Origin of the sequence: Rhodococcus cercidiphylli, assembly GCF_033042225.1 — a bacterium.
In the GTDB taxonomy this organism is placed as follows: domain Bacteria; phylum Actinomycetota; class Actinomycetes; order Mycobacteriales; family Mycobacteriaceae; genus Rhodococcoides.
In genome coordinates, this window is sequence record NZ_JAWLKE010000001.1 from 579,338 (window position 1) to 606,194 (window position 26,857).

A 26,857-nucleotide genomic window follows, 5' to 3' on the forward strand; every position below is an offset into this window, starting at 1 on the left:
GCACACTGGGTAGCTGCGAGGCCCGCACCGGCGGCGTTCTCGCACGAGACAATGACGTATATCGAACCCGACTTCGAGGACTGACCTTCCGATGGATTTGCTGTTTCCGCTGCTGATCGTGGCCCTTCTGGTACCGCTGTTTCTCAATGCGCGTCGACAGAAGAAGGTGTTGGCCAAGACCACGGAAATGCAGGACTCGCTGAAGATCGGCGACGAGGTCGTCACCACCGCCGGTCTGTACGCCCGCGTCGTCCTGGTCGAGGACGACACGATCGACCTCGAGATCGCCGACGGCGTCATCACCACGTGGTCGCGCGCAGTCGTGCGTGAGGTCCTACCCGACGACTCCGAGTTCGACGACACAGACATCGACGCCACCACCGAGGCGGACATCGCAGCCCTCGGCTCGAACAACACCGCGGGACCGTCGCTGAGCAAGACAGACGCGGCCCGGCCGGACGAGACCGTCGAGCAGACGGCGAAGAGGCTCGAAAAAGAGTGAGCTCGATGTGATCGACAACCGCTGTCGGAGACAGTATCCGGCAGCGGTTTTCTCTGCGGTGACCGATGTGGTGCACAATCGCACCGCTCACCGCTGACACAGCGGGCCGCCAGGCCCTGCAGGAACCGACATTTTCCATCGCCTCAGAGGAGAAACACACACCGTGGCACCTTCCAGCGGACCGGTGCAACCCGCCCGCTATCTCGCCGTTTTCGCGGTGCTGATGGCAGCGGTGTACGCCATGGTCTTCTTCACCGGAGACAAAGACCCCTCGCCGAAGTTGGGAATCGACCTGCAGGGCGGCACGCGCGTGACACTCACCGCGCGGACCCCCGACGGCAACGCACCGACGCAGGACAGCTTGCAGCAGGCGCAGCAGATCATCGAGACCCGCGTCAACGGTCTCGGTGTCTCCGGCTCCGAGGTGGTCATCGACGGCGACAACCTCGTCATCACGGTGCCCGGCGACGACAGCTCCCAGGCCCGCACCCTCGGGCAGACCGCGCGACTGTTCATCCGTCCCGTGATCGGATCCGTTGCTCCGTCGACGGGCGAGGGTGCAGGCACGCAGCAGACCCCGGCCGACCCGGCCGCGCCGGTCGATCCTGCTGCACCGGCAGACCCGGCTGTTTCGGCGGACCCGGCTGCGCCTGCAGATCCGGCCACTCCGCAGCAACGTGTGTTCCCGGCGCAGGATCCGTCTGCGGTCGATCCGACTCCCGCTCCCGCCACTGATGCACCTGCCACCGATGCCCCCGCCACTGATGCACCTGCCGCCGATGCACCGGCCGAGGACCCCGCCACCGACGCTTCGCTGTCCGACGCCGATCGCGCCGCCCAGGAGATCGCCGACGCGAAGGCGCTGCGGCAGAGCGAGGACCAGCAGGTTCAACAACTCGCGATGCAGTCCCTCGACTGCAACGCCGCCGACCCGCTCGCAGGCAACGACGATCCTGCTCTTCCCCTCGTCGCATGCTCGACCGATGGAACGGCCGTCTATCTACTCGGTCCGACGATCATCGACGGTCAGCAGATATCCGACGCGACCTCCGGGTTCGACAGTCAGCAGGCACAGTTCCAGGTGAGCCTGACGTTCGACACGGAGGGCTCGAACACCTGGGCTCAGTTCACCGCGGCCAACCTGCAGAAGCAGGCTGCGTTCGTGTTGGACTCCAAGGTGATCAGTGCGCCGGTCATCCAGGGGGCCACCCCAGCGGGCAGCGCCACCTCGATCACCGGCAACTTCAATGCCCAGACCTCCTCGGAGCTGGCCAACACGCTCAAGTACGGCTCGCTGCCGCTCTCCTTCGTGTCCTCCGAGGCCGAAACTGTCTCGGCCACACTGGGATTGGCCTCGCTCGAAGCCGGACTGCTCGCAGGTGCCATCGGACTGGCGCTGGTGTTGGTCTACTGCCTGCTCTACTACCGTGCCCTCGGGCTGCTCACCGCGCTGTCGTTGGCGCTGGCCGGTCTCGTCGTCTACGGAATCATCGTTCTGTTGGGTAGATGGATCAGCTTCACGCTGGACCTGGCAGGAATCGCAGGCCTGATCATCGGTATCGGTATGACCGCGGACTCGTTCGTGGTGTTCTTCGAGCGCATCAAGGACGAGATCCGGGAGGGCCGCAGCTTCCGGTCGGCGGTTCCTCGTGGTTGGGCACGCGCACGCAAGACGATCCTGTCCGGCAACGCGGTCAGCTTCATCGCTGCCGCGGTGCTGTACGTGTTGGCCGTCGGTCAGGTCCGCGGCTTCGCGTTCACCCTCGGACTGACGACGATCCTGGACATCATCGTCGTGGTGCTGGTGACCTGGCCGCTGGTGTACCTGGCGTCGAAATCCACGTTCTGGTCCAAGCCGTCGGTCAACGGCCTCGGTGCCGTCCAGCAGATCGCGCTCGAACGCAAGCGCGCAGCCAACAAGGCACTCGCCGTCAAGACCGGCACTGCGCCGTCGAAGGAGGCATGACATGTCGGATATGACCACGTCGACCCCATCGCCCCTCGACGATTCGGGCGTCGATCAATCCACCCAGCCCAAGCACAGCTGGCTGTCCAGGTTGTACACCGGCACCGGTGCCTTCGACATCGTCGGTCGTCGCAGGTTCTACTACATCCTCACCGGCGTCATCGTGCTGGTGTGCCTGCTGAGCTTCCTCGTCCGCGGCTTCACCCTCGGTATCGATTTCGAGGGCGGAACCCGGATCGCGCTGCCCGCCGCCGACAACATCTCCACCGAGCAGGTCGAAACCGTCTACGACGACTCGCTCGGCATGCCGCCGGTCTCGGTTCAGACCGTCGGTTCGGGTGCCGCAGCAACGGTGCAGATTCGCTCCGAAGCTCTCGACCCCGCCGAAGTGGACACCCTTCGCCAGGCGTTGTTCGAGGCCTTCCAGCCGCAGGACAACTCGGGTACCGCGACCCCGAACGCCATCAGCGTGTCCGACGTCAGTGAGACCTGGGGCAGCCAGATCACCCAGAAAGCCCTGATCGCACTCGTGGTCTTCCTGGTCATCGTCAGTATCTACATCGCGGTCCGATACGAGCGAGACATGGCGTTGGCGGCTCTGGCTGCCCTGGCCTTCGACCTTCTGGTGACCGCAGGCGTGTACTCGCTCGTCGGATTCGAGGTGACGCCTGCGACGGTCATCGGTCTGCTGACGATCCTCGGCTTCTCCCTGTACGACTCCGTGGTGGTGTTCGACAAGGTCGAGGAGAACACCCGCGGCATCCTCAACCTGCATCGCAAGACCTACGCCGAACAGGCGAACCTGGCCGTCAACCAGACCCTGATGCGCTCGATCAACACCACCGTGATCGGTGTTCTCCCGGTGATCGCACTGATGATCATCGCGGTGTGGCTACTCGGAGTGGGCACGCTCAAGGATCTGGCGCTGGTACAGCTGGTCGGCATGATCGTCGGTGCCTACTCGTCGATCTTCTTCGCCACTCCGTTGCTGGTGACGCTCAAGGAGAAGTGGGGCCCCGTCGCAGTCCACACCCGCAAGGTCCACTCCAAGCGTGCCGAGGCGGCGGCTCGCGCGGCCGGTCTCGCTCCTGAGCCGGTGGCTGTCGGCGTGGCCACTCCGAAGTCTTCTGCTCCCCAGCCGGGCAACCGCCCCACCGGGAAACGAAACAAGAAGCGTCGGTAGACCACCTTCGACAGGGACGGAGAGTGCACGTGAAACGACGGTGGATCGCGGCACTGGTGGCAGCGAGTGTCGGCGCGGTGTCCATCACGGCGTGTTCGTCGCCCGAGGACAAGGTGCCCTCGATCGGCTACTCGTTCGACAACGTGGTGAACACGTACAACGCCAGAACCGTCGACGGCGCGGCGTCGGGAGCCCGGCAGGCGTTCACCCGGGTGCAGGTGGGCTTCAGCTACCTCGGGCCCGAGGGAGATGCGTTGTTGGACAACGACATCGGAACAGTATCGGTGGTACCCGGTGACACCCTGACCGTGCAGTACTCCATCGCCCCGGCCGCGACGTACTCGGACGGTGCGCCTATGGCCTGCGACGACCTGGTGTTGGCCTGGGCGGCGAACAGCGGAAGGTTCGCCACCGACCGCCCCATGTTCGACGCGGCGTCGACGGCCGGGTACTCCGACATCGAGCGCATCGATTGCGTTCCGGGGGCCAAGGAAGCCACCGTCGTCTTCGCATCCGGCCGCAGCTACCAGAACTGGCGAGCGCTGTTCGGTGCCACCGACCTGCTACCGGCGCATGTCGCGGCCCGGGCCGCAGGCGTGCCGAACGTCGTCGATCCCATCCTGGCCGAGGACGACGACGTGGTGCGCCGCATCGCCGACTTCTGGAACACCGGATGGACCCTGACGCCGGGCTCGATCGACCTCTCGCTGCTGCCCTCGGCCGGCCCGTACCGGGTCGAGTCCTACTCCGCCGAGGACGGTCTCGTGCTCGTGGCGAACGACGCCTGGTGGGGAAACCCGCCTCAGACCGAACAGGTGGTCGTCTGGCCCAAGGGCACCGACCTGGCGGCGAAGTCCGCGGACGGCTCGCTGGACGTGGTCGACCACGGTGCCGGTGCCGTCGAACTCGGGACCACCGAGGGATTCACGACCACCGAGGAACCGTCGCGAGGCGTCGAGCAGTTGACGTTCTCGACCCAGGGGGTGCTGGGCCAGGCGAGCGCACGTCGAGCAGTGGCCGCATGCATCCCGAGATCGGATCTGTTCGACACACTGGGTCACCCCGGTTCCGAGGCGGCAGATGCGGGTCTCGGCTCGGGTGTCGTCGACTCTCGCCTCGTCCAGCCCGACACGCTGGTGTACCCGTCGGTCGCGGCGGTGGTGGGTGATCGCTACCAGCGCTCGGACCTTGACCAGGCGAGCCGAGAGCTGGAGGCCGCAGGCGAGAATGCAATGACCGTTCGTGTCGGCTACCGGGGACCGGACGCGCGGCGCGCCCAGGTGGTGAGCCGCATGGCTGCCGATTGTGCCGCCGCGGGCATCACCGTCGAGGACGCGAGCTCGCCGGACTTCACACCGTCCGCCCTGCGGGCCGGGGCGGTCGATGCAGTTCTGGGTAGCAGCGGATCGCTTCCTGGACCCTCGGGTTCGGCTGCCGCGGTGACCGCACGGTATTCGCTGCGCACTGGAATCGGTCTGAACGTCGGCGGATACAGCAACGGCAGGATCGATTCCATCGTCGATCAATTGGCGGTGACCGACGATCCCGAGCGCATTCTGGCGCTGGCTACCGAGGGCGAGAACATCCTGTGGAACGACATGCCGTCGCTTCCCCTGTACAACGAGCCGCGGACGACTGTCGTCAGTGACGGCATGCAGGACGTGGTCCCCAACCCGACGGCCGCTGGTGCCGGATGGAACATGGATCGGTGGGTGCTTCTTCGATGAACGATGCAGGCGGTGCAGTGGGTGCGGCCGCTGCCGTGGCCAGGCTGACGCGGTGGGTCGACGATTTTCCCGTGCCCGGTGTGCGCTTCGGCGATCTGACACCGGTGTTCGCGGACGGACCGGCGTTACGCAGCGTCGTATCGGAGTTGGCGCAGGGATTCGAGGACGTCGACCTGGTGGCGGGTATCGACGCACGGGGATTTCTGTTGGGGGCCGGAGTTGCCCTCGAACTCGGGTGCGGTGTGCTGGCGGTGCGCAAGGCGGGAAAGTTGCCGCCTCCGGTGCATTCACGGTCGTACGATCTCGAGTACGGAACCGCCGAATTGCAGATCCCGACTGCGATCGACGTGACCGGGAAGCGAGTGCTTGTGGTCGACGACGTACTGGCGACCGGCGGTACCGTCGATGCGACGGCTCGGTTGTTGGCCGAGCAGGGAGCGGTGATCGCCGGAGCCGCTGTGGTTCTCGAGATCGCTGTTCTGGGTGGGCGCGACAAGTGCAGTGGCTACCCGCTCGGCTGCCTGGTTCGAGTATGAGGACTAAAGTCTCTTTCACGAAGCGTTGACCGAATAATTCCGGCGACAACGCGGAACGTGTGGCAGGAGGTGATGAGAGTGACCCGTTACATCGATCAGCCCTTGCCCGATGGGCCTGCCGTCCCAGAACGGCCCGTTGCCGATCAGACCGGGGTCACCGAGCGGACCGGTGTCGACGTCGTCACGACAGACGAGGCTGCGTCCGGTGATTCCCGCCCGGCCGTCGACACTCCGGTACCCCACGGCCCGGTGGCGAACGATGCGCAGGCTCCATCGGGAACCCGTAATTCGGCACCTGTCCCCACCTCGGCGTCGCGTCGGGTGCGGGCGCGTCTGGCGCGCCGCATCACCGCTGGACGCAGCGCGGCGGTCAAGCCGGTGCTCGAGCCGCTCGTCAGCCTGCACCGCGAGCTCTACCCCAAGGCCGACCTGACGTTGCTGCAGCGGGCCTACGACGTGGCCGACGAGCTGCACGCCTCGCAGATGCGCGAGTCCGGCGATCCCTACATCACGCATCCGCTCGCTGTGGCGAACATTCTTGCCGAACTCGGAATGGACACGACCACCCTGGTTGCGGCGCTGCTGCACGACACCGTCGAGGACACCGGGTATTCGCTGGCCAAGTTGACCGAGGAATTCGGCGACGAGGTGTCTCATCTCGTGGACGGAGTGACCAAGCTCGACAAGGTCGTGCTCGGAACTGCGGCCGAGGGCGAGACCATCCGCAAGATGATCATCGCGATGGCGCGGGATCCACGGGTGTTGGTCATCAAGGTCGCCGACCGGTTGCACAACATGCGCACCATGCGGTTCCTACCCCCGGAGAAGCAGGCGCGCAAGGCCAGAGAGACGCTGGAAGTCATTGCGCCGCTTGCCCATCGGCTCGGAATGGCCACGGTCAAGTGGGAGCTCGAGGACCTGGCGTTCGCCATACTCCACCCGAAGAAGTACGACGAGATCGTGCGTCTGGTGGCCGATCGTGCGCCGTCCCGCGACACCTACCTCGAAAAGGTTCGGGCCGAGATCAACGCGACACTCGCCGCGTCGCGCATCAGTGCCGTCGTCGAGGGTCGCCCGAAACACTACTGGTCGATCTACCAGAAGATGATCGTCAAGGGCCGCGACTTCGACGACATCCACGACCTCGTGGGCGTCCGCATCCTGTGCGACGAGATCCGCGACTGCTACGCCGCTGTCGGCGTGGTGCATTCGCTGTGGCAGCCGATGGCGGGCCGTTTCAAGGACTACATCGCGCAGCCGCGCTACGGGGTGTACCAGTCGCTGCACACCACGGTGATCGGACCCGAGGGCAAGCCCCTCGAGGTGCAGATCCGGACGCGGGACATGCACCGCACAGCCGAGTTCGGAATTGCGGCGCACTGGCGCTACAAGGAGACCAAGGGCAAGCATTCACAGGACAATGCCGAGGTCGACGACATGGCGTGGATGCGTCAGCTACTCGACTGGCAGCGAGAAGCCGCCGATCCGGGAGAGTTCCTCGAGTCGCTGCGCTACGACCTCGCGGTCAAGGAGATCTTCGTCTTCACGCCCAAGGGCGACGTGGTCACCCTGCCCGCCGGATCGTGTCCGGTCGACTTCGCGTACGCGGTGCACACCGAGGTGGGGCATCGCTGTATCGGCGCGCGGGTCAACGGTCGACTCGTGGCACTGGAACGGACTCTCGACAACGGTGAAGTGGTCGAGGTGTTCACTTCGAAAGCCGCCACTGCCGGACCGAGCCGGGACTGGCAGGGTTTCGTCGCCTCACCGCGTGCCAAGACCAAGATTCGCCAGTGGTTCGCCAAGGAGCGCCGCGAGGAAGCTCTGGAGGCGGGCAAGGACGGCATCGCCAAGGAGGTCCGTCGAGGCGGACTTCCCTTGCAGCGCTTGATGAATGCCGAGTCCATGTCGGCAATCGCGCACGAGCTACGGTACGTCGACGTCTCTGCGCTCTACACCGCGGTCGGCGAGAATCATGTGTCCGCTCGCCATGTGGTGCAGCGGCTGGTCGCCCATCTCGGCGGCGTCGGCGATGTCGAGGAAGAGCTCGCCGAGCGGTCGACACCGTCGACCATCCCGACTCGACCACGTCAGGTCGGCGACGCGGGCGTACTGGTCACCGGATCCGAGGGCGTCGTCGCGAAACTCGCCAAGTGCTGCACCCCGGTGCCGGGAGACGAGATCCTCGGATTCGTCACCCGTGGTGGATCGGTGAGTGTTCACCGCACCGACTGCACCAACGCACGCTCGCTCGAGGAACAGTCCGAACGGTTCATCGAGGTTCAGTGGGCACCGTCGGCGTCGTCGGTGTTCCTGGTCGCCATTCAGATCGAGGCACTCGACCGTCACAGACTGCTCTCCGACGTCACCAAGGCGCTCGCCGACGAGAAGGTCAACATTCTCTCGGCGTCCGTCGCTACGTCGGGGGACCGGGTTGCGATCAGCAAGTTCACGTTCGAGATGGGCGACCCGAAGCACCTCGGGCACGTGCTGAACGTCGTGCGCAACGTCGAGGGCGTGTACGACGTGTACCGCCTGACGTCTGCGGCCTGAGCGGCAGTCCACGGAAGCGACGAGAGGGTGAGCAGATACTCTGCTCACCCTCTCGCCTTTCGAACGCGAACTCAGGCGGCGGACTCCACGATCACCGGGTTCGCCGGTGCACCGTCCTCGGAGCCACCGGTGACCCCGCCCGCTGCGATGGCGTCGAGCGTTTGCAGACCGGCGTCCGAGATGGTGCCGAACACCGTGTACTGCGGCGGCAGCACCGAATCGGCGTACACCAGGAAGAACTGGCTGCCGTTGGTATCGGGGCCTGCGTTGGCCATGGCCAACGTTCCGCGGGGGTAGACCACCGGGTTCTCGGCCTGCGCCGGATCGTCGGTGTACGCGGTGGTGGGGTACTCGTTGGCGAAGGTGTATCCCGGTCCACCACGACCGGACCCGGACGGATCACCGCACTGCAGTACCTCCAGTCCCGGTGACGTCGTCAGCCGGTGGCAGGGTGAGCCGTCGAAATATCCCTGCTGGACGAGGCCGACCACGCTGTTGACGGTGCACGGTGCCTGCGTCCGGTCGAGGGTGATGCCGATCGGACCCTGATTGGTGGACAACGTCACGTCGACGTTTCCGAACACGTCGATGTTGTCGGTCGCAGGCGCGTCGACCTCCTTGGCGGCCGGAGACTCCGCCGGGTACGAGCAGGACACCGTGTCGGTCGTAGGCTGCGGCACGGGCGGCAACGCACCGAACCGGGACAGGTCGAGTGCAGGACGCGGCGCGGGTGCTTCGGTCGTCGTGATCGTCGACGAGGACGACGGTGTGGTGGTCGGTGCCGCTGCCGGTTCGGTCGAACCGGAACACCCTGCGAGTACCAGCGCGGTGGCCGCTACCGCGATCGTCAGCGCCGAGGTGCGGTTCACAGGTCGCTCAACATGGACGTGATGTCGACCGGTTCGGCGGGCGCTCCGTCGGATGCACCGCCCTGCACTCCCTTGGCCGCGATGGCGTCGAGAGTGGCGAGTCCGGTCTCGTCGATGGTGCCGAACGCGGTGTAGGCGGGCGGCAGTTCGGAATCGCCGTAGACGAGGAAGAACTGGCTGCCGTTGGTACCCGGGCCCGCGTTGGCCATGGCCAACGTTCCGCGCGGATAGGCGATCGGGGTCTGTGCGGCGGGGTCGCCTTCGGCATACGTATCGGTGGGGAATTCGTCGGCGAACTGGTACCCCGGACCACCGGAGCCGCTGCCCGTGGGATCGCCGCACTGCAACACCTGCAGGCCCGCGCCCGTGGTGAGTCGATGGCAGGTGGTGCCGTCGAAGTAGCCCTGATTGGCGAGCGATACGAAGCTGTTGACCGTGCACGGAGCCTCGGGATTGTTCAGCGTCAGACCGATGTTGCCCGCAGACGTGGTCATGCTGTAGCTCAGCGGCTCGTCGCTGGTGGGGACGTTGTCGGTGCGCGGGGGAGTGTTCTCCTTGGCCGCCGGCTGCGCCGCAGCGGGATAGGAGCAGTTCACCGTCTCCGGCAGCGGCTCGGTGCGTCCCGCTGCGATGATCGAATCGGCAGGTGCCGACGTCGACGATTCCTGCGCGGTGCTCGCATCGTCGTCACCGCGCGTCACCACGAACACGACCGAGACGACGGCCACGACCGCGACGACGCCGAGAACGGAACCGACGATCGTCAATTGCTTACGACGCCGCGCTCGCTCGGCGCGGCGTACGAGTTGGCGTTCGAGCTTTCGTTTGGCAGCCTCGCGCCGTTGCTCGTTGCTGGGCAATTCGTGTTCCTCCCGCTTGTCGAAAAACGACCTCGCCCGCTCGCTGCACGGACCGATCGTGTGGTAACCGGCCGAGAATCGGCCAACGCGAGTTTGCCACTGTTGCCTGAGAGCATGCTGGGGGGACCCGACGCGAGCGGCCACACTAAGCTTGCTCGGTACTTCGGCCTCAGCCTTTAGGAGCGTTTGTCTTGCTCGTCACCGGATTCCCCGCAGGCATGTTTCAGACCAACTGTTACATCCTGGCCCAGGACGACGCGTCCGAGTGTGTCGTCGTCGATCCCGGTCAGGACGCCGCGGATCCGCTGATCGACTTCCTGACGCAGTCCTCGCTCACCCCCACCGCAGTGTTGCTCACGCACGGTCATCTGGACCACACATGGTCGGTGGAGCCGATCTGCGCAAAGTACGGCATCCCGGCGTACATCGCACCCGAGGACCGCTACATGCTGGCCGATCCGATCAAGGGAACGGGCCCGACGTTGGCGGCAGTGCTGGGCGACCTCGAGTTCCACGAACCGGCCGAGGTGATCGAGCTCACGGACGGTCACCGGCTCGAGCTCGCCGGAATCGAGTTCACGGTGGTGCACACCCCCGGGCACACCCAGGGATCCGTCGTGTTCCTCGCCCATGCAGACGGGCCCGACGGCTCGGTTCCGTTGGCACTGACCGGGGACACCCTCTTCGCGGGATCGATCGGGCGCAGCGACCTGCCCGGCGGCGATCATGATCAGCTGCTGCGATCGATCGCGAGTCGGCTGCTACCGCTGAGTGACGACACGGTGGTGCTCCCGGGGCACGGCGGACAGAGTTCGATAGGCCAGGAGCGTGAGTCCAATCCGTTCCTCGTTGGACTCACCGACCCCGAGCAAGGGAAGCTGTGAACGTGAGCAAGCCGACCGCCTTTTCTGCGCCCAAGGGCGTCCCCGATTACTTCCCCCCGAACTCGGCCGAGTTCGTCGCCGTACGCGAAGGGCTGCTCGACGCCGCCCGCAACGCCGGCTACGGCCACATCGAACTGCCGATCTTCGAGGACACCGGGCTGTTCGCCCGCGGAGTCGGGGAGTCGACCGATGTGGTGAGCAAGGAGATGTACACCTTCGCCGACCGCGGAGATCGATCGGTGACGCTGCGTCCCGAAGGCACCGCAGGAGTCATGCGCGCGGTGATCGAGCACGGATTGGATCGGGGAGCGCTGCCGGTCAAGCTCGCCTACGCCGGGCCCTTCTTCCGCTACGAACGCCCGCAGGCCGGCCGGTACCGGCAGCTGCAGCAGGTGGGCGTCGAGGCCATCGGCGTCGACGACCCGGCGCTGGACGCCGAGGTCATCGCCGTGGCCGACGCCGGTTTCCGGACCCTCGGGCTCACCGGATTCCGGCTCGAGATCACCTCGCTAGGCGACGACACCTGCCGCCCGCAGTACCGAGAGCTGTTGCAGCAGTTCCTGTTCGCGCTTCCCCTCGACGAGGACACCCGTCGACGCGCCGAGATCAACCCGCTGCGGGTGCTCGACGACAAGCGCCCTGAGGTGCGCGCGATGACCGCAGACGCACCGCTGATGCTCGATCACCTCTCCGAATCGGCGAAGGAACACTTCGACGAAGTGCTGGCATACCTGGACGTGATGAACGTTCCGTACCTGGTGAACCCGCGGATGGTGCGGGGCCTGGACTACTACACCAAGACGACGTTCGAGTTCGTGCACGACGGGCTCGGCGCACAATCGGGCATCGGCGGCGGTGGACGCTACGACGGGCTGATGGAACAGCTGGGCGGGCAGGCGCTCTCCGGAATCGGGTTCGGCCTCGGCGTCGATCGCACCGTGCTGGCCCTCGCCGCCGAAGGCAAGACCGCGGGCGCGACGTCACGATGCCAGGTCTTCGGCGTTCCGATGGGTGCCGGCGCCAAGCTGGCGATCGTCGACATCGCGGCTCAGCTACGCGAACGAGGAATAGCCGTGGACATGGCCTACGGCAATCGCGGGATCAAGGGTGCCATGAAGGCCGCCGACCGGTCCGGGGCGCGGTTCGCGTTGATGCTCGGTGACCAGGAACTGGCTGCGGAATCGGTTCTGGTGAAAGACCTTTCGAACGGCGAGCAGGACACCGTTCCGATGGCCGACGTGGTCGACGCCCTCGGAGCGCGCCTTGCCCAGTGAGTCCCGGCCCGGTGACTCTCGGTCCAACGCGGGGCCGGTAGCCCTCGACCTGGTCTCGGTGGAGTTCCTGGCACCGCGCCTGCGCAAGATAATGGTCGGGTCGGCCGTGATCGGGATCGTTCTCGCCGTCGTCCTGGCGCTGTTCGCGCCGGTGTGGGTCGCAGTTCTCGTCGGGGTGATCGTCGGCGGTCCCGCGGTGCTGTCGGGTTGGCTCGGTCTGCGCCGACGGGTGTGGCTCGACGGCCCGCAACTGTGCGCGCGAGGGTTGCGCACTCGCCGGCTGAAGATGCCGGAGGTGGTGACGGCCGAACTGACCATTCGGACGGCCGGAATCGATCAGATCTCGCTGCGGCTCTACGACGGGCGTACACACATCGTGGTTCCACTTGCGCTCTACACCAGGGACGGGGGCCGTGAGCTGCCGATTCTCGCGTTACGCAGCCTCGCCGACTCGCTGTGGACCACCGAGCTGGTGCCCGCCGCAGCGATCGCATCGGTGCTGGTGGATCAGCTGCGTGCCGAGGCACGCGATGCCGGACTCGATCAGCGGCCGCTCTATCGCGCTGTCGAACTGGTTCGAAGCAAAGGGCGAACTCCGCAGGCGACGCTGACCGACCGCGAGGTCGCGCAGTTGCTCGACTGAACCGTGATCAGGTGACCAGGAAGGCGTCGAGCACGACGGCTTCGGCCGAGCGGGATCCGGACGTGACGACGAGTGCGCGGTTGAGATAGGTGAACTTCGGCACTGCGGTCGACACGCGGAGGGTGCCGCGGAAGTAGTACGTGGCGGGATCGACTTCACGCTCGGGATCGTTCAGAGCTTCGATGACCTCGGCAGGCCCGAACTGAACCCCTCGGTAGTCCAGCGAGAGGTAGCCTCCGGTCGCCAATTCCAGAACGAGGTCGCTGCTGAACTCGGTGCATCCGTCGGGCCGCGTCACGCTGACGACGGTCGATCCGGCTGCGAGAGTCCCCTCGATGTCGGGGCCGGGAGCTGCGCCGCCGAGCACGGTGGTGACGACCCGCTCGCCCGCGGGTACCGAACCGATGTCGATTCCCGGTCCGAGTGTGAGGCCGAGACGCAGAATGGGTTCGAGGGTCGGTGTGTTCGGGGCGGTCACGGCGGTGCACTCCTAGGATCGACTGGGGGCCTACGGTATCGCCTTCCGATGACCACACCCGAGCGGGGATCGGCCGGGGCGAGCCGGCCTTGACACGACATAGAACAAATGTTCGACTGTGTGCATGCGATGGGCGGGCCAGACTCTCGACGCCGCGGACGACGGGGCGCTACCGGGGCTCGAGCGGTCGGGTTTGGTCCGCAGCGTACAGACGCCGGAGTTCGAGGGCATCACCTTCCACGAGGTGCTGTGCAAGAGCGCCCTGAACGAGGTCCCGAGCGAATCGCAGGTGCCCTTCTCGTGGACCGTCAACCCGATGCGCGGATGCTCGCACGCATGTCGATACTGCTTCGCCCGCCCGACGCACGAGTACCTGGATCTGGACTCCGGCAACGACTTCGACTCGCAGATCGTCGTCAAGACCAACGTCGCGGCCGTTCTGCGCAAGGAGCTTTCGCGGCGATCGTGGAAGCGTGAGCCGGTGGCGCTGGGAACCAACACCGACCCCTACCAACGCGCGGAGGGCCGATATCGGTTGATGCCCGGCATCATTCGGGCACTGACCGAATCCGGCACTCCGTTCTCGATTCTGACCAAGGGCACACTCTTGCGACGCGATCTACCTCTGTTGACGTTGGCCGCCCAGCAAGTCGACGTGCACGTGAGCATCAGCCTCGCTATTCACGACGCCGACCTGCAGAAGCAGCTCGAGCCCGGAACCCCAAGTCCGCGAGCGCGATTGGACCTCGTTCGAGCGGTCCGCGACGCCGGACTGGAGTGCGGAGTTCTGGTGGCACCGGTCATTCCGTTTCTCACCGACGGGGCCAAGCAACTGGACGGCCTCATCGGTGCTCTGGCCGAGGCGGGTGCGACGACCGTGACGGCCCTGCCGATGCATCTGCGTTCGAGCACCAAAGACTGGTACATGAGCTGGCTGGTGAAGGAGCACCCCGCGTTGGTGCGGCGGTACCGTCAGCTCTACGGGCACGGGGCGTACGTGACTCCGGAGTACAAGCAGTGGCTACGTGGCCGCATCGATCCGTTGCTCGACAAGTACGGGTTCGCCCCAGAGCAGACCCGCTCGCTGCCGGTCAACGAGCCTGCCGAACCCCGAGCGTCGGTGACCTCGGGGCCGGCCCTCACCTTGTTCTGAATACGTCGTTCTGACTACTTCGGGTTCAGGGATTGTTCAGGTCGCCTGCCGAGAACGTGTCGCAGGCCGCCACCTGCCCGGTCTCGTAGCCCGCGGTGAACCATGCCTGTCGCTGTGCAGACGAACCGTGCGTCCAGCCCTCGGGGTTGACGCTGCCGGTGGATGCCTGCTGAATTCGGTCGTCGCCCACCGACGACGCGGCGGAGAGAGCGTCGTCGATGTCGGTGGTGGTCAGCGGCTCCAGGAACGGAACCCCGGTGTCCGGATCGACCGTGTCGGCTGCGTAGTGTGCCCAGATTCCGGCGTAGCAGTCGGCCTGCAACTCCACCTTGACGCCACCGGACTCGGGTCCCTGCGGATCGGCCTGCGCGCGGCCTATGTCGCCCAGTTGGTTCTGCAGGTGGTGGCCGACCTCGTGGGCCACCACGTACTCCTGCGCCAGGGGGCCGCCGCTGGAGCCGAACTGGTCGACGAGAACCTGGAAGAAGCTCGTGTCGAAGTAGGCGGTGGAATCGGCGGGGCAGTAGAACGGCCCGACGGCGCTGGTGGCGTTGCCGCAGCCGGTGTTGGTTGCTCCCGAGAACAGATTCACGCCGGGCTGAACGTAGGCGACGCCGGTCTGCGCTTGCAGCTGAGATTCCCAGACGGTGTCCAGGCTCGACACCGTAAATCCGATACGGCAGTCGATCTTGCTGTTCGCTTCCGCCTCGGTCTCGCAGCCCTCGAGGGTCCCCGAGGTGCCGGAGTCGACCTGCCCCGCCGAGCTGTCACCGCCACTGATCTGATTGAGAATCGAACCGGGATCTCCGCCGAAGAGCAGCGCGATGACGATGATGATCAGGCCGCCTGCACCGCCGCCGATTGCGAGTTTGCCACCGCGTCCGCCGCCACCGCTGCCGCCGACGGAGACTCGACCCCGCTCCATCCGCGAACCTTCTCTGAAGGTCATGCCCGAGTTCCTCTCCGCCGAGCTCCCACCCTGTGGCGAGAACGCACATCGCTGCTGTCGGCCATAGCTTCGCATGCCGCGTCGCGATCTCGTTTCCTTCTACGGTCATGTGCTCCGTAGGATCGGTGAGCGAAGAACACGATCAGCGGATTTTTCTCGAAAGGACACCCGTGCTGCGCACCCACCTCGCCGGCTCATTACGCCCCGAGCACGTCGACCGAACCGTGACGCTGACGGGATGGGTGGCCCGCCGACGCGATCACGGCGGCGTCATCTTCATCGATCTGCGCGACGCGTCCGGTGTGTCCCAGGTCGTCTTCCGTGAGGGAGCAGCACTCGAGCAGGCCCATCGCCTGCGCGCCGAATACGTCGTGAAGGTCACCGGCAAGGTCGAGGGCCGCCCCGAGGGCAACGCCAACTACGAGATCCCGACCGGTGCGATCGAGGTCGAGGCCTCCGAGATCGAGGTCCTGTCCGAGGCGGCACCGCTGCCGTTCCAGCTCGACGACCAGCCGGGCGAAGAAGCGCGTCTGAAGTACCGCTACCTCGATCTGCGTCGTGAGGGCCCCGGGCATGCCATTCGCCTGCGCTCGCACGTCAACGCCGCCGCCCGCTCGGTGCTCGCGCACCACGAGTTCGTCGAGGTCGAGACTCCGACGCTCACGCGATCCACCCCTGAAGGTGCCCGCGACTTCCTGGTGCCGGCGCGGTTGCAGCCGGGTAGCTTCTACGCTCTGCCGCAGAGCCCGCAGCTGTTCAAGCAGCTGCTCATGGTCGGCGGTATCGAGCGCTACTACCAGATTGCCCGGTGCTACCGAGACGAGGATTTCCGCGCCGACCGTCAGCCGGAGTTCACTCAGCTCGACGTCGAGATGAGCTTCGTCACTCAGGACGACGTCATCCTGCTGGCCGAGGAGATCCTGGCATCGTTGTGGAAGCTCGTCGGGCATCACTTCACGGATCCGATTCCCCGGATCACCTACGCCGAGGCCATGCGGCGCTACGGTTCGGACAAGCCTGATCTTCGCTTCGAGATCGAACTGGTCGAGTGCACGGACTTCTTCTCCGACACCACCTTCCGGGTGTTCCAGGCCCCGTACGTCGGTGCGGTCGTCATGCCCGGTGGCGCGAGCCAGCCCCGGAAGCAGCTCGACCGATGGCAGGAATTCGCCAAGCAGCGTGGCCACAAAGGCCTCGCGTACGTTCTCGTCGGTGAGGACGGCACGCTGGGTGGTCCGGTTGCCAAGAACCTGACCGACGCCGAGCGCGACGGCCTCGCCGCACATGTCGGCGCGAAGAACGGCGATGCGATCTTCTTCTCCGCCGGCCCTGTCAAGGCATCCCGTGGATTGCTCGGTGCCGTGCGCGGCGAGATCGCTCGTAAGCTCGATCTGATCGACCCGAAGGCGTGGGCGTTCGTGTGGGTCGTCGATGCCCCGCTGTTCGAGCCCACGTCCGACGCCACAGCCAGTGGGGACGTGGCCGTCGGATCCGGTGCGTGGACGGCGGTGCACCATGCGTTCACCTCTCCGAAGCCGGAGTCGATGGATACGTTCGACACCGACCCCGGATCTGCTCTTGCCTACGCCTACGACATCGTCTGCAACGGAAACGAGATCGGCGGCGGCAGTATTCGTATCCACCGCAAGGACATTCAGGAACGGGTGTTCGCGATCATGGGTATCGGCAAGGAAGAAGCACAGGAGAAGTTCGGCTTCCTTCTCGATGCCTTCTCGTACGGCGCACCGCCGCACGGCGGCATCGCGTTCGGCTGGGATCGCATCACCGCGCTGCTCGCCGGAGTCGATTCCATCCGAGAGGTCATCGCGTTCCCCAAGTCCGGCGGCGGCATCGACCCGTTGACCGACGCGCCCGCACCGATCACGCCGCAGCAGCGTAAGGAATCGGGCGTCGACTTCAAGCCGGAGAAGAAGGAAGAACCAGCCGAGGCCTAAAAGGGTTCGAAAACGAATGTCCCCGTAGCGCAGTGCGTTACGGGGACATTCTTCTGTTCGGATCAGGTCAGCGTGCGGGGGACAGCGGACCGCCGGTCAGGACGCGGTAGGCGTAGTTGGTCGCGATCACCGAGATCGGGATGGTGAACAGCAGACCGAGACCACAGAGCAGAGCACCGGCGATGTTGATGGCGGCCAACAGCAGTAGGAGCAGCAGCAGCGGGCCGAAGTTCTTGACGGTCAGGTCGACACTCGACTTGATGGATTCGATCGCCGACTGGTTGCGATCGATCAGGAACGTCAAGGCGAAGTTCGCGAGGAAGCCGATCACGATCAGAAGGACCGTTCCGAGGAACGGGATGAAACCGAGCACCACGCTGACGACGGTCCAGATCAACGCCAGGACGGCGATCTGGCCGACGTTGGTGAGTTGAAAGAACCGCCCGAACGACGGTTTCTCGGGAGCACCGGTTTCGTCCAGGGCTCCGCGGACGTAGGCGGCGTTGACGAAATACGACGCGAACGTGGCGATGGCCGTGACGACGACGGCCACCCCGGATGTCGTGGTCGTGAACGTCGTGTCACCGCTGTCGGCTGCTGCCATCGCCGCGGTGAACGTCGACGCGAAGATCAGGACGACTCCGATAGCACTGACAGCCCACACGATGGCCGTGATGGCGAGCCACGGGCCGACGTTGTCCTTGAACTTGGCAAAGCCGTAACTCAGCGCGGCACCGACATCCAGGCGACCGGGATTGGGACCCAACGGCACCTGCCCGTACCCCTGGTTGCCGTAGTTCGCGTAGTTGCCGGGCGGGGGTGGATACGCACTGGGTGGCGGTGGATAGCTGCCGGGCGCGCCGATCTGAGGCGGGTAGTTTCCTGGCGGGGGTGGGTAGCCACCGGGAGGCGGGTAGCCGCCCTGTGGTGGGTAGTTGCCCTGGGGCGGGTAGTTTCCGGGCGGGGGTGGGTAGCCACCGGGAGGCGGGTAGCCGCCCTGAGGTGGCTGCGGTGGGTAGTTGCCCTGCGGCGGATAGTTCCCGGGCGGGGGCGGGTACTGACCGCCGGCAGGCGGCGGGGTGTTTTCCGTGTTCGGCGGGGGAGTGTTCGGCGTTTCGGGGCGGTCGGGATCGGAACCCTGGCCGGGCCGCGGTTCGTCTGTCGGATCGTCGTTCACGTCGTTCTCCTGGTCTGTGGTCGGGACGCGTGGGGTGGTTCGGAGCACCGAGACCCCGCAACACTGTGAACGCAGACGAGCGGGCCTCGCCTGATGTCGGAGGTCCGCTCGTGCGTGGACAGGTTGTTACGAGATGCTGATGACCTGGGTTCCGCCGGCGATCTCGTCGTGCTTGCCCTGTTTGGTCGGGCTGGAGTTGATGGTCACCGCAACGACGATGTACGCCACGATCACCAGGAAACTGCCGACGAACGGCACGATGTTGAGCAGAAGGAAGGCATTGCGCTTGGCCGCCTCGGCCTGAGTGGGCAGTCCGCCTGTTGGGCCGAGGGTGCGTAGGCCGAGGAGTTGCTTGCCCAGAGTCTGGCCGCGGGAGGACTCGAGCAGCGTGAAGTACGCGAAGCCGAGGAGCGCAGTCGCGAGACCCATCAGGAAAGTTCCGAAGAACCCGCTGGGGAGAATCAAGTACAGGATGATCTGGACGATCGCGAGAATGAGCAAGTCCAGGAAGCGCGCCGCGAAACGTGATCCGAGGCTGCCGGGCTGCGCGCCGCCGGGCAACTGCGAGCCCAGTCCGAATCCGGCGTTTCCGCCTACCGGTGGCGGAGGATAGTTGCCCGGGGGCGGGTAATTGCCGGGCGGTGGGTAGTTGCCGGGCGGTGGGTAACCGGACGCTGGATTCGTGGGGTACTGGGGTTGGTCCGGATCGGAGCCGTACTGCGGTCCGTTGGGTGAATTGTCACTCACGAGATTCCCTTTGGTTGCAAAGTGTGGCGTGCGTCGAACGAATACTCGATTCTCGCCGAGCGAACCCCACCACGGAGAGGGTGTCAAGCACTACACACCTGCCCGGTCAGTACATTTCGGACACGATTTCTCGCCGAGCGCACCGGGCCCGGTCCTACTAGGGTTGGGTGTTCTACCCATACCGGGACTATCACGAGGGGCTCGCCGTGGGCATCAAGGTTGCACTCGAACACCGCACCAGCTACCGATTCGACCGCACCGTCAAGATCTTTCCGCACGAAATTCGGCTGCGACCGGCACCGCATTCGCGTACTCCCATCGAGGCGTACTCGCTGAAGATCGAGCCGGCGGAGCATTTCGTCAATTGGCAGCAGGACGTGTTCGGAAACTTCCTCGCTCGGGTGGTCTTCCCCGAGCGAACCGATCACCTGTCGATCACTGTCGGACTCGTCGCGGACATGGCGTCGATCAATCCCCTCGACTTCTTCGTCGAGGAATGGGCCGAGCACTACGGCTTCGCGTACGAAGAGCACGACCTTCCCGACCTCGAGCCGTATCTACGGCCGGTGGACGAGGGTAAGGCCGGATCCGGACCGGGACCGGTGGTCTCGGCCTGGGTGGAGAAGCTGCAGGCGGCTGTCACCGAACGCGGAGAGTCGTTGCGCACCATCGATTTTCTCGTGATGGCAAACCAAGCCGTCATGGGCGACGTCGGGTACTCCGTGCGCATGGAACCCGGAGTGCAGACCCCCGATCTGACCCTGACGTCCGCTGTCGGGTCGTGCCGCGACTCGGCGTGGTTGCTGGTGTCGGTACTACGTCAGATGGGTCTGGCAGCGCGGTTCGTCTCGGGTTACCTGGTGCAGTTGTCCTCCGACGTCAAGTCGCTGGACGGCCCGTCCGGGCCGGTGGAGGACTTCACCGATCTCCACGCCTGGACCGAGGTCTATCTCCCCGGTGCGGGCTGGGTCGGGATGGACCCGACATCGGGTCTGTTCGCCGGCGAGGGCCACATTCCACTGTCGGCGACGCCGCACCCGTCGACTGCCGCCGCCATCTCCGGTGCGACGAGCAAGTGCAAGGCCGAACTCGACTTCTCGAACACTGTCGTCCGCGTCCACGAGGATCCGCGAACGACGTTGCCGTACACCGCCGAGCAGTGGGAATCGATCAAGGCCACAGCCGAGAAGATCGACGAGCGGATGCTCGACCAGGACATTCGGTTGACCGTCGGCGGCGAGCCCACGTTCGTCGCGATCGAGAATCAGGAAGCGCCCGAGTGGAACACCACGGCCGACGGCCCGCACAAGCGCAAGCTGGCAAGCGTGCTCGCCGAACGGCTTCGCACCATCTACGCACCGGACGGTCTGGTGCAGCGCAGCCAGGGCAAGTGGTACCCCGGCGAACCTCTGCCGCGGTGGCAGGTGGGACTGTTCTGGCGCACCGACGGTCAAGCTCTGTGGCACGACTCCGATCTGATCGCCGATCCCTGGTTGGCGGAGGACCTGCGCCCGGAGCCGGTGGACAATTCGGCGTCGCAGGCATTGATCGACGAGTTGGTCAAGGCGCTCGGACTGCCCGCCTCACAGGCGCGTCCCGCCTTCGAGGACCCGTTGGTGAAACTGTTGGACCTGGTTCGCCAGCCCTACGGTGATCCGCCCGCCGACGACGAGGATCTCGAACCGGGAGCCGATTCCGCTGATGCCAGAAAGAAACTGCTCGAACGGCTCGATGCGAGTACCGACGAGCCTGCGGCATTCGTGCTGCCCATCTCGCGCACCGAGGACGGCTCCGGCTGGGAGAGCTCGGACTGGAAGTTGCGCCGCGGCCGAATAGTGTTGCTGGAGGGCGATTCTCCCGCGGGTCTGCGGCTGCCACTACGGGCGATCTCCTGGGACGGCGGTCCCGTCGAGAACCCGGCAGACCCCACCGCGCCCAAGCCGGATCTGCCCACACCGCAGCTGACTCAGCAACCGCCGCGAGCGGTGAACCCGGCCGAGTCGCGGTACGCGCAGTTGGTGAACGAGACGTCCGGGGTGGGTGGCACCGCCGTCACCGCACTGGTCGCCGAGGTTCGCGACGGCGTCCTGCACGTGTTCATGCCGCCGATGGATCGGTTGGACGATTTCGTCGATCTCGTCTCGCGGGTCGAGCAGGCGGCGTCGACCATCGACACGCCCGTCGTGATCGAGGGTTACGGTCCGCCGTCCGATCCTCGTATCCAAACCCTGACCGTCACACCGGATCCCGGTGTGATCGAGGTCAACGTGCAACCGACCTCCTCGTGGGCGGAACAGAACGATCTGATGGAGCGTCTCTACCTCGAGGCGCGTCAGTCCCGTTTGAGCACAGAGGGATTCGACAACGACGGCACCACTCGTGGAACGGGCGGTGGAAACCACATCACCCTCGGCGGCGTGACGCCGGTGGATTCACCCGTTCTGCGTCGGCCGGACCTGTTGGTCTCGCTGCTGACGCACTGGCAGCGGCACCCGTCGCTGTCGTACCTGTTCTCGGGCCGCTTCATCGGCACCACGTCGCAAGCTCCTCGCGCCGACGAGGGACGCGAGGAATCGCTCTACGAGCTCGAGGTCGCATTCAGCGAGATCGAGCGACTGGCCGGGGCCGACCGATCGGCGTCGCCCTGGGTCGTCGACCGAGCGCTGCGGCACCTGCTCACCGACATCACCGGCAACACGCACCGCGCCGAGTTCTGCATCGACAAGCTCTACAGTCCCGATTCCACTCGCGGACGACTGGGACTGCTCGAACTGCGCGGGTTCGAGATGCCGCCGCACCATCAGATGGCGATGGTGCAGTCGCTGCTCGTGCGATCGATGGTCTCGCGGTTCTGGGACACCCCGCTGAAGGCACCTCTCATCCGGCACGGTGCCAATCTGCACGGTCGGTACATGTTGCCGCACTTCGTCATCAACGATATCGGTCGTGTCGTCGAGGACCTCCGCGAGCACGGCATCGATTTCGACACCAGCTGGCTCGATCCGTTCACCGAGTTCAGATTCCCTCGAATCGGTACCACCGTGGTCGGTGACGCCGAGATCGAGCTGCGGGGTGCGATCGAGCCATGGAACACCCTCGGCGAAGAATCGACATCCTCGGGCACCGCCCGGTACGTGGACTCTTCGGTGGAACGAATCCAGGTTCAGGTCGCCGGAGCCGACGCGGGCCGGTACATGGTGACATGCAACGGGGTGCCGGTGCCGATGTTGCGGACCGAGCGTCAGGACGTGCAGGTCGCCGGCGTGCGTTACCGCGCTTGGCAGCCGCCGAGCGCTCTGCACCCGACGATCGAGGTGCAGAGTCCACTGCGTTTCGATCTGGTGGAAATGCAGACCGGACGTGCGGTCGGCGGGTGCTCGTACCACGTCGTGCACCCGGGCGGTCGCTCGTACGAGGGGCCTCCGGTCAACTCGGTGGAAGCCGAAGCACGCCGCAACGGCCGCTTCGAGGAGGGCGGGTTCACCTCGGGCAAGGTGGACGTAGCAAGATTGCTCGAGATGCACGCTCGCCAAGCGATCGATGTGTCCGCGCCCGGCATGCTCGACCTGCGCCGGACCGGAGTCATCACGTCCTGACGCGGGATTGCACAGGAGAACGAGTCGACCGGTAGCGATCTCGGTCCGACGCGTATCGGGTGGTTCCGCAGGCAGCGGAGTCACCCGGCGGCGGAGTGTGATCGACCGACGGAAGGAACAACGGCTCGATGGTGCCCGTGGATACCACCCTGAGTGGAGCCGGCAGGAACGACGATGTTTCGGGTGGAGCCGGCAGGAACGAAGACGTTTCGAGTGGTGCTGGGTCGCCGTGGCTCGCGTATCGCGGTCGGCGTGAGGCCGTGACCGGTCGTGCCGATCGGTTCGACGAGATGCTCGATGCCGACGACTCCGTCCGTCCGCACTGGGCGGACTTGGTCGACGGTATGCGCGAGGCCGGCTCGGGTGCCATGCAAACGTTGCAGTCGCGGGTGAGCCGTTTGGTCGACGACCACGGCATCACGTACAACCCGATTCCGTCGGGTGGCAGCGAGGCGTTGCCCAGTGCTGTTCGGTGGGGGTTGGACAGTGTTCCGTTGGTCGTCGCGGCCGACGAGTGGGACCGTCTGGAAGCAGGTTTGGTTCAGCGGTCGATGTTGCTCGATGCGATGCTCACCGACATCTACGGTGCTCAGGAAACCGTTCGTCGGGGGTTGATTCCGCCGGAGTTGGTCTTCGGCAACCCGGGCTATCTGCGGACGGCGCATGCGATCACCGTTCCGGGGCCGCATCAGCTGTTCATGCATGCCGCCGATGTCGCCCGAGGTTCCGACGGCGAATTCCGGGTCGTCGCCGACCGCACGCAGGCACCGTCGGGAGTGGGCTACGCGCTCGCCGATCGGCGGGTGATGTCGCGCGCGATGCCGGAGTTGTTCCAGGCCAGCAATCCCAGGCCGCTGTCCACGTTCGCTCGGGCGGTTCGTCTGGCGCTTCGCGATGCGGCGCCCGCATCGGCGGAGAATCCGGTCGTGGTGGTGCTCAGTCCCGGTTCGCACTCCGAGACGGCATTCGATCAGGCTTATCTCGCAACGGTTCTCGGCTTTCCTCTAGTGGAGAATGCCGATCTCGTGGTCCGCGACGGCTGTCTGTGGATGCGGTCGCTCGGCAAGCTGCGCCGGGTCGATGTGGTGCTGCGCCGAGTCGACGCCGAGTTCGCCGACCCACTCGATCTGCGCCCGGATTCGCATCTGGGAGTCGTCGGTCTGGTCGAAGTGCTGCGGCGCGGGGCCGTGAGCGTGGTGAACACTCTCGGTAGTGGTGTGCTCGAGAACCCGGCTCTGCTTCCGTTGCTTCCGGCGTTGAGCCGTGCCCTGCTGGACGAGGATCTGATTCTCGGTTCGGTACAGACCTACTGGGGTGGCGACCCGGATCAGCTCTCGCACATCGGAAGCCGGATGCGTTCGCTGGTGCTGCGCTCGACCACCTCACGTCGCACGGTGGTGGGACACGATCTCACCGACGTCGCCGCGGAGGAGCTGTGGAAGCGAATTCTCGCCGAGCCGTGGAAGTGGACAGGGCAGGAAGTCCCCGAGTTCTCACTGGCTCCGGTCGGTTCGTCGATCGACGGCGGCTCGGGTTCGCAGTTGTCGGTGGCGCCGGCGCAGGTGGGGATGCGGCTGTTCACGGTTGCCCAGCGGGGCGGGTACACGCCGATGCGCGGCGGCCTGGGGCAGGTGGTGCTCACCGCACCGGTCACCGAACCGCTCATCACGGTGGCGTCGAAGGACGTGTGGGTCAAGTCGGTGGAACGGGTCACCCCGGCGGACTCCGCTCCGCACACCCCGCCCGCCACGGTGGAGGAGTTGCCGCAGTACGCCGCGTCCAACGTCGATGTCGTCAGTTCCCCGCGTGTGCTCGGCGACCTGTTCTGGTTCGGCCGCTACAGCGAGCGTGCCGAGGACATGACTCGATTGCTCATCGCCGCGCGCGAACGCAATCAGGACTATCGCTCGATGCCGTGGCTCGAAGGCAGCGAAAGTCTGCCGATCCTTCTCGAAGCGGTCACGAAGGTCTCGCGGACCTGGCCGGGGTTCCTCGACGAGAAGAACCGCAGTGATGCGAGCGTGGAAATGCGCTCGCTGATGCTCTCGACGGGACGTCTGGGTTCGCTGGCCCAATCGGTGGATCGGATGCAGCAAGCGGCGCGCGCGGTGCGCGACCAGCTCTCGAACGACACCTGGGCGGTGCTGAACCGCATCGACACCGCGCTCGAGGAGCTGGCCGAGTCGCCGGTTCACAACGGCGCGCAATTGGCGTCGTCGCAGTCGAGTGTGCTGCGCGGGTTGCTTGCGCTGGCCGGCTTGGCATCGGAATCGATGGTGCGAGACGCGGGCTGGTACCTGATGGATGCAGGCAAACGGATCGAGCGTGGTCTGCAGCTGACTGCGCTGCTCTCGGCCACGCTGAGCCACGCTCTCACGCCCTCCACCGAACAAGCGGTCATCGATTCGGTGCTGTCCGCGGCCGAGTCCTCGGTGATCTACCGCAGACGCAACAGCGGGCGCGCACGTCCGGCGGCCGTCGCGCAACTGTTGTTGTTCGACGAGGGCAACCCGCGAGCGTTGGTCTACCAGCTCGATCGGCTTCGGGACGACCTGGGTTCGTTGCCTGATGCCTCGGGTACGTCGCGGCCCGAACAGCTCGTCGAGCAGATGCGGGTGCGGTTGCGGCGCGTTGACCCGGGCGATCTGGAATCGGTCGATGCGAACGGCAGGCGGGTGGAGTTGCTCGAGCTGGTGGACGGCATCCACGACTCGCTGGAGGAATTGTCCCGCGTCGTCCTCGCCACGCACATGTCGTTGCCCGGTGGCACGCAGCCGCTGTGGGGCAGCGCCAACATCCGAACTGCGAACGGGGTGCGGTGATGAGTCGTCGGTACCGAATCAAGCACATCACCACCTACACGTATTCCGACCGGGTCACCTCGTCCTACGGGCGCGGATTCCTCGCGCCGCGCGACATGGACGGGCAGCACTGTCTGGAGAAGTCGGTGACGGTGGAGCCGGCTCCCACCGATCAATCCTTCGGCGTGGACGTCTACGGCAACGAGGACGTGTACTTCCACGTCACGCACGACCACGAGAAGCTGGTGGTGACGGCGGATTCGCTGGTGGAGGTCTATCCCCGTCCGGCGGACGAGACGACGTCGTGGCCGGCGACTGCATCCTGGGAGTCGGCTCGGATGGCGCTGTTCGGTGCGAACGTGCCTGCGGATCCGGCCCGTGCGTCGGCCGTGGAGTTCGCTCTGGATCTGCCGACTCCGGAGATCACCGACGAGGTGCGCGCCTACGCGGCCCCCAGCTTCTGGCCCGGTCGTCCTGTCGCGGACGTCGTCGTGGATCTGACACATCGGATCTTCACCGATTTTCGCTATCTCTCCGGCTCGACGACGGTCTCGACCACCGTTGTCGACGTCCTCGCCGCGAGATCGGGAGTGTGCCAGGACTTCGCTCGCCTTGCGATCGCGTGCTTGCGGTCCCAGGGTCTTGCGGCCCGGTACGTGTCGGGATACCTCGCAACCGAGCCTCCGCCCGGCAAGGAGCGGATGATCGGTGTCGACGCGACCCACGCGTGGGCTGCGGTGTGGATGCCGAACGATCGGTGGCTCGCCTTCGATCCCACCAACGATCAGCTGGTCGACGAGCGATACGCGACCGTGGCATGGGGACGCGACTACGCCGACGTGCCTCCCCTGCGCGGAGTGATCTACACCGAAGCGGAGGAGAGCACCATCGCCGTATCGGTGGACGTTGCACCGCAGTAGCGAACCCGGCATACTTCGGTGGCTCGGGGGTAACCGACCATCTGGTCGAATCTACGAATGCAACGTGCGAAAAGCCGCAAAACG

Annotated in this window: 19 protein-coding genes and 1 pseudogene; 14 read left to right on the forward strand and 6 right to left on the reverse strand. The window is 65.8% G+C overall.

Annotation, left to right across the window (positions count from 1 at the left end; genetic code table 11):
• The first annotated feature begins 91 nt into the window (after positions 1–91).
• The 6 genes and pseudogenes from yajC to R3P95_RS02850 form a co-directional block, all read left to right on the forward strand.
• On the forward strand, positions 92–502 hold the full coding sequence (gene yajC / locus R3P95_RS02825; protein WP_094641939.1) for a preprotein translocase subunit YajC: 411 nt from the start codon (positions 92–94) through the stop codon (positions 500–502).
• 163 nt (positions 503–665) lie between these two features.
• Positions 666–2,468, forward strand: coding sequence for a protein translocase subunit SecD (secD, locus tag R3P95_RS02830; protein ID WP_317547253.1), 1,803 nt, complete (start codon positions 666–668; stop codon positions 2,466–2,468).
• Between the two features lies 1 nt (position 2,469).
• Positions 2,470–3,651 carry a protein translocase subunit SecF gene (secF, locus tag R3P95_RS02835; RefSeq protein WP_394855372.1) on the forward strand — a complete coding sequence of 394 codons (1,182 nt, stop codon included), beginning with the start codon at positions 2,470–2,472 and terminating at the stop codon, positions 3,649–3,651.
• Positions 3,652–3,674: 23 nt separating this feature from the next.
• Positions 3,675–5,378, forward strand: coding sequence for an ABC transporter substrate-binding protein (locus tag R3P95_RS02840; protein WP_317547254.1), 1,704 nt, complete (start codon positions 3,675–3,677; stop codon positions 5,376–5,378).
• A complete protein-coding gene (locus R3P95_RS02845) occupies positions 5,375–5,914 on the forward strand; it encodes an adenine phosphoribosyltransferase (RefSeq protein ID WP_149405864.1) in 540 nt (179 codons plus the stop codon). Before R3P95_RS02840 ends, R3P95_RS02845 begins: the two co-directional genes overlap by 4 nt.
• A gap of 297 nt (positions 5,915–6,211) precedes the next feature.
• Positions 6,212–8,467, forward strand: a pseudogene (locus tag R3P95_RS02850) (RelA/SpoT family protein); the annotation flags it as partial.
• 71 nt (positions 8,468–8,538) lie between these two features.
• Here the strand turns inward: R3P95_RS02850 and R3P95_RS02855 are convergent.
• Positions 8,539–9,336 carry a peptidylprolyl isomerase gene (locus tag R3P95_RS02855; RefSeq protein WP_317547255.1) on the reverse strand — a complete coding sequence of 266 codons (798 nt, stop codon included), beginning with the start codon at positions 9,334–9,336 and terminating at the stop codon, positions 8,539–8,541.
• Complete coding sequence (locus R3P95_RS02860) at positions 9,333–10,196, reverse strand: peptidylprolyl isomerase (RefSeq protein ID WP_317547256.1); 864 nt, start codon at positions 10,194–10,196, stop codon at positions 9,333–9,335. Before R3P95_RS02860 ends, R3P95_RS02855 begins: the two co-directional genes overlap by 4 nt.
• A gap of 191 nt (positions 10,197–10,387) precedes the next feature.
• Between R3P95_RS02860 and R3P95_RS02865 the strand changes: the two genes are divergently transcribed.
• From R3P95_RS02865 to R3P95_RS02875, 3 genes are read left to right on the forward strand one after another with little or no spacing between them, the layout of a single operon-like run.
• Complete coding sequence (locus tag R3P95_RS02865) at positions 10,388–11,080, forward strand: MBL fold metallo-hydrolase (protein WP_094641933.1); 693 nt, start codon at positions 10,388–10,390, stop codon at positions 11,078–11,080.
• A gap of 2 nt (positions 11,081–11,082) precedes the next feature.
• Positions 11,083–12,354, forward strand: a complete 1,272-nt coding sequence (gene hisS / locus R3P95_RS02870; protein WP_269594190.1) for a histidine--tRNA ligase — start codon at positions 11,083–11,085, stop codon at positions 12,352–12,354.
• Positions 12,344–12,997: a hypothetical protein gene (locus R3P95_RS02875; protein ID WP_094688713.1), complete on the forward strand. Its 654-nt coding sequence runs from the start codon at positions 12,344–12,346 to the stop codon at positions 12,995–12,997. The genes hisS and R3P95_RS02875 overlap by 11 nt, the downstream gene beginning before the upstream one ends.
• A gap of 7 nt (positions 12,998–13,004) precedes the next feature.
• Here the strand turns inward: R3P95_RS02875 and R3P95_RS02880 are convergent, their stop codons facing one another.
• Positions 13,005–13,475, reverse strand: coding sequence for a DUF3237 domain-containing protein (locus R3P95_RS02880; protein ID WP_317533092.1), 471 nt, complete (start codon positions 13,473–13,475; stop codon positions 13,005–13,007).
• 124 nt (positions 13,476–13,599) lie between these two features.
• Here R3P95_RS02880 and R3P95_RS02885 point away from each other — a divergent pair, with 124 nt between their 5' ends.
• Positions 13,600–14,628 (forward strand): Rv2578c family radical SAM protein, encoded by a 1,029-nt coding sequence (locus R3P95_RS02885; protein WP_269594187.1) that lies wholly within the window; start codon positions 13,600–13,602, stop codon positions 14,626–14,628.
• 25 nt (positions 14,629–14,653) lie between these two features.
• Here the strand turns inward: R3P95_RS02885 and ypfJ are convergent, their stop codons facing one another.
• Positions 14,654–15,577 (reverse strand): KPN_02809 family neutral zinc metallopeptidase, encoded by a 924-nt coding sequence (gene ypfJ / locus R3P95_RS02890; RefSeq protein WP_149405857.1) that lies wholly within the window; start codon positions 15,575–15,577, stop codon positions 14,654–14,656.
• A 170-nt stretch (positions 15,578–15,747) separates the two neighbouring features.
• On the opposite strand from ypfJ, the gene aspS reads away from it, so the two are divergent.
• Positions 15,748–17,532, forward strand: a complete 1,785-nt coding sequence (gene aspS / locus R3P95_RS02895) for an aspartate--tRNA ligase (protein WP_149405856.1) — start codon at positions 15,748–15,750, stop codon at positions 17,530–17,532.
• Positions 17,533–17,599: 67 nt separating this feature from the next.
• On the opposite strand, the gene R3P95_RS02900 is transcribed toward aspS, so the two are convergent.
• Together R3P95_RS02900 and R3P95_RS02905 are read right to left on the reverse strand one after the other, a co-directional pair.
• Complete coding sequence (locus tag R3P95_RS02900; RefSeq protein ID WP_317547257.1) at positions 17,600–18,709, reverse strand: hypothetical protein; 1,110 nt, start codon at positions 18,707–18,709, stop codon at positions 17,600–17,602.
• A 126-nt stretch (positions 18,710–18,835) separates the two neighbouring features.
• On the reverse strand, positions 18,836–19,456 hold the full coding sequence (locus R3P95_RS02905) for an RDD family protein (protein ID WP_317547258.1): 621 nt from the start codon (positions 19,454–19,456) through the stop codon (positions 18,836–18,838).
• Positions 19,457–19,662: 206 nt separating this feature from the next.
• Between R3P95_RS02905 and R3P95_RS02910 the strand changes: the two genes are divergently transcribed.
• The 3 genes from R3P95_RS02910 to R3P95_RS02920 all read left to right on the forward strand — a co-directional run bounded on the left by R3P95_RS02910 (position 19,663) and on the right by R3P95_RS02920 (position 26,773).
• On the forward strand, positions 19,663–23,052 hold the full coding sequence (locus R3P95_RS02910; protein WP_317547331.1) for a transglutaminase family protein: 3,390 nt from the start codon (positions 19,663–19,665) through the stop codon (positions 23,050–23,052).
• A 128-nt stretch (positions 23,053–23,180) separates the two neighbouring features.
• Positions 23,181–25,874, forward strand: coding sequence for a circularly permuted type 2 ATP-grasp protein (locus R3P95_RS02915; RefSeq protein ID WP_394855373.1), 2,694 nt, complete (start codon positions 23,181–23,183; stop codon positions 25,872–25,874).
• Positions 25,874–26,773, forward strand: a complete 900-nt coding sequence (locus R3P95_RS02920) for a transglutaminase family protein (RefSeq protein WP_317547260.1) — start codon at positions 25,874–25,876, stop codon at positions 26,771–26,773. Before R3P95_RS02915 ends, R3P95_RS02920 begins: the two co-directional genes overlap by 1 nt.
• Positions 26,774–26,857: the final 84 nt, after the last annotated feature.